Origin of the sequence: Streptomyces turgidiscabies Car8 (genome assembly GCF_000331005.1) — a bacterium.
Lineage (GTDB): Bacteria > Actinomycetota > Actinomycetes > Streptomycetales > Streptomycetaceae > Streptomyces > Streptomyces turgidiscabies.
The window spans coordinates 22,396-29,546 of the sequence record NZ_AEJB01000555.1; the positions used below are offsets into that span (position 1 = coordinate 22,396).

Annotated in this window: 3 protein-coding genes; all 3 read left to right on the top strand. The window is 69.5% G+C overall.

Going from position 1 to position 7,151, the window contains the following annotated elements:
• Positions 1-17 precede the first annotated feature (17 nt).
• The 3 genes from STRTUCAR8_RS39760 to STRTUCAR8_RS39770 all read left to right on the top strand — a co-directional run bounded on the left by STRTUCAR8_RS39760 (position 18) and on the right by STRTUCAR8_RS39770 (position 7,126).
• Positions 18-1,322: an MFS transporter gene (locus tag STRTUCAR8_RS39760; protein WP_006382039.1), complete on the top strand. Its 1,305-nt coding sequence runs from the start codon at positions 18-20 to the stop codon at positions 1,320-1,322.
• Positions 1,319-4,141 (top strand): alpha-L-rhamnosidase, encoded by a 2,823-nt coding sequence (locus STRTUCAR8_RS39765; protein ID WP_006382025.1) that lies wholly within the window; start codon positions 1,319-1,321, stop codon positions 4,139-4,141. The genes STRTUCAR8_RS39760 and STRTUCAR8_RS39765 overlap by 4 nt, the downstream gene beginning before the upstream one ends.
• Positions 4,142-4,414: 273 nt before the next feature.
• Entirely contained in the window at positions 4,415-7,126 is a 2,712-nt protein-coding gene (locus STRTUCAR8_RS39770) for a S8 family serine peptidase (protein WP_078507455.1), read from the top strand.
• The last annotated feature ends 25 nt before the right edge of the window (positions 7,127-7,151 follow it).

Sequence of the window (7,151 nt, forward strand, 5' to 3'; positions counted from 1 at the left end):
GAAGAACGGAGAACCTCATGGCGGAGCCGACGAAGACGTCGCCGCTGCTCGACCGCAGGCACTGGATGCTGGCCGTCGCGGCCGGCATGGCGTCCTTCCTCGACTCGGGAGCGATCATCTCGGTCGGCCTGGGGCTCGCCCTCTGGAAGGAGAGCTTCGGACTCAGCGTCTGGACGGTCGGGGTGCTGGGGTCGGCGCTGACCCTGTTCATCGCCGTCGGAGCGCTGACCGGCGGACGGCTCGCCGACCTTGTCGGCCGCGGGCGGGTCTTCTCGCTGACCATCCTGCTCTACGCCGTGGCCGCGCTGGCCGTGGCCTGCGCCCCCAACGCGGCCGTGCTGGTCGCCGGGGTCGTCGTGATCGGTGTCGCGGCGGGCGCGGACCTGCCGACGTCGATCGCCGTGCTGTCCGAGAGGGCTCCGGACGGCACCCAGGGACGGCTGGTCGCCTTCACCCACGTGATGTGGACCGCGGGCGTGGTCGTCACCACGCTGCTGGGCTTCGCGGTGTCCGGACTGGGCACGTTCGGTATCCGGCTGATCTTCGTGATCCTGGCCGTACTTGCCGTCGGGACCTTCGTGTTCCGCGCCTTCTATCCGGCGTTCCGGGACCTGGAGGCCGAAGCCGAGGACAGGCACACCGCCAAGGGCGTCGACGCCTCCCAGGCGCTGCCCCTGAGCGCGCTGTTCCGTGACCGGAACTTCGCCGGCATGATCATCACGACCGCGCTGTTCTACCTGTTCTTCACCCTGGTCGCTAACACCTTCGGCTCGTTCAAGACCTACTTCCTCGTAACCGTCGGAGGCACCTCCCAGACCACGGCGACCGCGCTCTCCTTCTGCACCACGCTCGTCGGACTGGCCGGCACGATCGTCTTCACCCGGATCGCCGACACGAAATGGCGCAGCCGCTTCTTCGGCGCCGGCGTCGTGGTGTTCACCGCGTGCCAGTTGCTGATCGCCGTCACGGGCGGCAGCATCCTGCCCGCGATGATCGCCGCGCTCGTCCTGTACAACCTCGCGTTCCCGTTCATCGGCGAGGCGCTCTACAAGGTCTGGACGCAGGAGTCGTTCCCGGTCAACGCACGCGCGACCGTCCAGGGCGCCACGATGGCGGTGGCGCGTTTCGCCGCCGCCGGTTTCGCCCTGGTCACCCCGGCGCTGATCGACTGGAGCCCGTCGGGCCTCTTCTCCCTGCTGGCCCTCTTCGCGCTCACCTCGGGTGCCATCGGCATGCTGATCATCCGGCGTTCCCGCACCCCGCGAGAGGCCCACACCGCACCGAGCGCCCTGTCCACCCCTGTCGCGGGAGACGCTCGATGACCGCCGTCCAGAAACCCACCGTCCAGGTTCACCATGTACGCGTCGGGTGGACCGATGAGACCTTCGTGCCGGACCCTCGTCCTCCGCTGACCTGGAAGACCTCGGCAGCGCGGCCATCGTGGATCCAGCGGGCGGCCGAAATCTCGGTCACCCGCGACAGCGGCGAGACCTTTACGGTCTCGCTCGACGCACCCGACTCGGTGCTGGTGGACTGGCCCTTCGCACCCCTCGCACCGGGAGAGACCGCATGCGTCCGGGTGCGGGTCCACGGCGCCGACGGCTCGGCATCCGCCTGGAGCGCCGACGCCCCGGTCACCGCGGGCTTCCTGCCCGCCGACGCCTGGGAGGCCCGATTCGTGGGCTCCGGCAGCGACGAACCACACCTGCTGCGGGGCACGTTCGAGGCGCGGGGCAGGGTGAACCGCGCTCTGCTCCGCACCACCGCGTTCGGCGCCTACGATGTCCAGGTCAACGGCGTCACAGTCGACGACGCGGAACTCAAGCCCGGCTGGACGAGCTACCAGTGGCGGCTGTCCTTCGACGTCGCGGACGTCACCGAACACATCCGCCCCGGCCGGAACGCTCTCGGTGTCGTCCTTGCCGGCGGCTGGTACACCGAGCGGTACGGCTTCAGGGATGCCGCACGCCGCTTCTACGAAGGCGCTCCCGCCGCGGCCGCGCGGCTGACGCTGGAGTACGAGGACGGTTCCGTGGACACCGTCACCACCGACGAGAGCTGGACCTGGTCCCGGGGACCCGTGGTGTCCGCGAGTCTCTACCGGGGCGAGACCTACGACGCCCGGCTGGACCTGCCGGGCTGGTCCACACCGTCGTTCGACGCGTCAGCCTGGACCGGCGTCGAGCTGGTCGCCGTACCGGATGTCACTCCGACGATGCGCACGCTGCCGCCGGTCCGCGTCATCGAGCGCCTTCCGGTGGAGCGCGTTGTGACCACGCCGAGCGGCGCGACGGTTCTCGACTTCGGGCAGAACCTCGTCGGCCGGGTCCGTGTCCGGGTCCGGGGCGAGCGCGGGCACACCGTGACGCTGCGGCACGCGGAAGTGCTGGAACACGGAGAGCTCGGCACCCGGCCCCTACGCAACGCCGCCGCGGCCGACCACTACGTGCTCAGCGGGGCGGGCGAGGAGGTGTGGGAGCCCAAGTGGACCTTCCACGGCTTCCGTTACGTCCAGGTCGACAACTGGCCGGGAGCACTCGACGTCGATGACGTGTCGGCCGCGGTCATCCACACCGACATGTCACGCACCGGCGGATTCGCCACCTCGCACCCACTCCTGCAGCGTTTCCACGACAACGTCGTGTGGGGCATGCGCGGCAACTTCCTCTCCCTTCCCACCGACTGTCCGCAGCGCGACGAACGCCTCGGCTGGACGGGAGACATGCAGGTCTTCGCCCCCACGGCGGCGTTCCTGTACGACTGCGACGCCTTCCTGCGGTCCTGGCTGGAGGACCTCGTGCTGGAGCAGCGGGCCGCGGACGGAGTGGTGCCGATGGTCGTCCCGGCCGTGATTCCCCAAGTGCCGGGACTGTTCCAGCCGGTCGCGGCCTGGGGCGACGCCGTCACGGTCGTACCGGATGTCCTGTGGGAGTGCTTCGCCGACCGGGACGTCCTCCAGCGTTCTTTCGACGCCATGGCGGCGTGGGTCGACGTCGTGCACTCCCGGACCAAAAGAACCCTGCTGTGGGAGGAGGGCCTCCAGTTCGGTGACTGGCTGGACCCGGATGCCCCACCGGAACGCCCGGGGGACGCCAAGACCGACGCCGGCATCGTGGCCACCGCGTACTTCTTCCGCTCGGCGGCCCTGACGTCCAAGACGGCCGCACTGCTCGGCCGGGACGCGGACGCCCGCCGCTACGCCGACCTGGCCGCCCGCATCGCCGACGCTTTCCGCAGCGCGTACGTGACACCGCGCGGGCGCATGATGTCCGACGCGCCGACCGCCTACGCCCTGGCCATCGTCTTCGGCCTGGCGGAGGCCGGCAGGTGCCAGGCACTTGGCGACCGCCTCAGGGACCTCGTCCGCGCGGCCGGCTACCGCATCACCACCGGCTTCGTCGGTACGCCCATCATCTGTGAGGCACTGACCGCCACCGGCCACACCGACGCGGCCTCCAGGCTGCTCACCCAGACCGAATGCCCCTCCTGGCTGTACCCCGTGACCATGGGTGCGACCACGGTGTGGGAGCGCTGGGACTCGATGCTCGACGACGGATCCATCAACCCCGGGCAGATGACCTCGTTCAACCACTACGCTCTGGGCGCCGTGGCCGACTGGCTCCACCGACGAGTCGCCGGACTCGCCCCGATGGAACCGGGCTACCGCGTCATCCATGTTTCCCCCGTCCTGCTCGACGACCTGGACGACGCGTCGGCCTGGCACGAGACGCCGTACGGACGAGCCACGGCCGGCTGGCGCCGCGAGGGCGACCGGGTGCGCTTCCACGTGGAGATACCGCCGAACACGCGCGGGGTGGTGGAACTGCCCGGCGGCGCCCGTCATGAGATCGGCAGCGGCACCCACACCTGGGTCGAGGAGCACCCGCGACCCGGCTCCTCCCGCGGCCGACTGACTCTCAGCAGCAGCCTCACCACGATCATCGACGATCAGCCGGCGTACGAGGCTGTCCTCGCCGCGATCCGCGGCGTCGACGCCTCTCGCGCCGAGAGCTTCCGCCGCACCACCCGGTGGAGGGCAGGCCGAGCACTTCGCGAACCCCTCGACAAGGCACCTCTGGAGGTCCTGGCCGCGGTCGAAAAGGCCCTCGCCGCCCTGCCGGACAGCGACAACGGTCACTGAGTCCGGCCCCGCCCGTCGGGGCCGGCTCCCAGGCGTCGGTGAAGTACCTTGCGCGCAGGCGCACTTGAGGTCCGCCACCCACAACGAGGCGTCTGCGTACCGGAGATCGACCTGAGTTCGAAGGTTCACTGTTTCCTCACATAAAGCCTGACTGTGCAGATATTTATTGCGCGAAGCTGGTCGATCATTCGGGATCGCCTTCCGGATGATCGGCGACCTCATTGCATCGATTTACCTCGACGCTCCCCGTTCCTTCAGCACCAGGGATGCCCCATGCCCCTCACCCCCCACCGTGCCCCGGCAGCGGGCGCAAGACGCGTGGCCCGCACAGCAGTTGCGGCGAGCGTGGCGGCCGCGCTCTCCGCAGCCGCGCCGATGCCTCTCGCCTTCTCGGCGAGCCCGGTCACCTCGGCCGTCGCCCCGGCAGACACCGATCCCGCCCCCAAGTCCGCACAGGACAAACTGGGTTCCGGGGACGACCGCCTGCTCGCCGCCGCCAAGGCCCGTGGCGACAAGAACGTCACCATGATGATCGCGACTGCCCCCGGCCGGACCGAAAAGGTCGCCGAGGCACTCGACGCGGTCAACGGCGGTTCCGTGGGCCGCACTTACGACAAGCTCGGATACGTCCGGGCCACCGTGCCCACCTCCAGGGCGGATTCGGCCCTCGCGACCGCAGCGAAGCTCCCCTCCGTGCAGGCCATCGACCTGCGGCAGAAGATCGACCCCGAACCTCCGCTGCCCGGGGCGCAGGGGGCGAAGGGAGCCTCCAGCAAGGCGAGTTCGAGCGCCTACCCCGGCCCGGACAAGAACACCCCGGCTGCGAATCCGTACAACCCGACGTTCGAGACGGGCGCCGTCGACTTCGTGAAGAAGCACCCGGCAGCGGACGGTCGAGGCGTCACCATCGGTGTCCTCGACACCGGCGTGGACCTGGCCAACCCGGCGTTGCAGAAGACGACGACCGGTGAGCGCAAGATCGTCGACTGGGTGACGTCGACCGATCCGGTCGTCGACGGCGACGCCACCTGGCGCCCGATGACGACCTCGGTGCCAGGACCGGCCTTCACCTACGACGGCAGGTCATGGAAGGCACCACGGGGCTCCTACCAGATCAACGAGTTCCACGAGTCGGCCACCACGGGCAGCACCGCCGGAGGCGATGTCAACCGCGACGGCGACACCACCGACGCCTGGGGCGTCCTGTACGACCCGGCGGCCGGCACGGCCACCGTCGACGTGAACGACAACGCCGACTTCACCGACGACACGCCGATGAAGCCCTACAGGGACGGCTACCAGATCGGCTACCTCGGCACCGACGACCCGTCGACCGACGTCGCCGAACGCATGCCGTTCGTCGTGGAGATACGCAAGGACGTCCCGACGGACCCGCTGGGCGGCACCTGGGTCGGAAGGAAGGCCGACTTCGTCAACATCGGCATCATCGTGGAAGCGCACGGCACCCATGTGGCCGGCATCGCCGCCGCGAACGGCATGTTCGGCGGTGACATGGACGGCACGGCACCCGGCGCGCAGATCGTCTCGTCACGCGCCTGCGTCCCGGGCGGGATCTGCACCAACGTCGCGATCGCCGAGGGAATGATCGACCTCGTGGTCAACCGAGGTGTCGACATCGTCAACATGTCACTCGGTGACCCGCCGATCGCCCTCAACGACGGCAACTACGCGCTCGCCAGGCTGTACACACGCCTCATCGACACCTACGGCGTCCAGCTGGTCCTCGCGGCGGGCAACGACGGCCCCGGAGTCAACAGCATCGGCACTCCCGCCGTCGCCGACAAGGTCATCGCCGTCGGCGGGTGGTACTCGAAGGAGACTTGGGCCGCCAATTACGGCTCGGTCGTGGAGAAGAAGATCGCGCTCTACCCCTTCTCCGCGCGCGGCCCGCGTGAGGACGGCGGCTTCGCCCCGACCCTCCTCGCACCCGCCTCCGCGGTCAGCACCTACCCGACGTGGCTGCCGGGCCTCCAGCCCGTCCCCGGCATCAGCTGGAAGCTGCCGGCGGGCTACGCCATGATCCAGGGCACGTCGATGGCCGCCCCGCAGGCCGCAGGTGCTTCCGCGCTGCTGCTGTCCGCAGCGAAGAAGCAGGGTATCGAACTGACGCCCGTGAAGCTGCGCACGGCTCTCACCTCGACCGCCACCCACATCGAGGGCGTACAGACGCATGAGGAGGGCGCGGGGCGTATCGACGTCATGGCCGCCTGGAAGGCGGTCAAGGCCGGCGCGACCGCCCATGACTACCTCGTGAAGGCCCCCGTCGACACCGCGCTCGACCAGTCCCTGGAGACGCCGGGCTTCGGCGCCGGACTCTACGACCGCGAGGGCGGACTGAAGGCCGGCCAGAAGAAGTCGTACGACGTCACCCTCACCCGTACGTCCGGACCGGACGCGCCACTTCCGCACAGTCTGCGTTTCAGGAACGACACCGAGCGCACTTTCTCGGTCGTCGGCCCGCGGGTGATCGCGCTGCCGCTGAACGAGCCGGTCATCGTCACGGTCCAGGCCGCGCCGACGTCTCCGGGCGTCAAGAGCGCGATCCTGGAGGCCGACGACCCGGCCACCGCGGGAATCGACAAGCAGATCCAGGCGACCGTCATCGTCTCCACGCCGGCCGAACACGCCTACTCCGTCTCGGACTCCGTGCAGCGCAACAGCACGCGCGCCTACTTCGTGACCGTGCCCGAGGGCGCCACGTCCCTGAAGATCACGCGCACCCAGACCGGCGACAACGATTCCGCCTTCTTCGGTGTCGACCCGTACGGCGTTCCTCGCACCTTCGCGGACGACACCGACCCGGCACCCGACGTGATCGAGTACGCCACCCCGACGCCCGGCGTGTGGGAGATCGTGATCCGGGGGTACTACAACGCCAAACTCCTCGACAGCTCCTACGAACTCGGCGTAACCGTCCACGGCGCGTCCGTCGGCAGCCCGACCGTCGGCGAGGCCGCGTCCTAGGCAATACCTCTCAAGTCACCGGGGC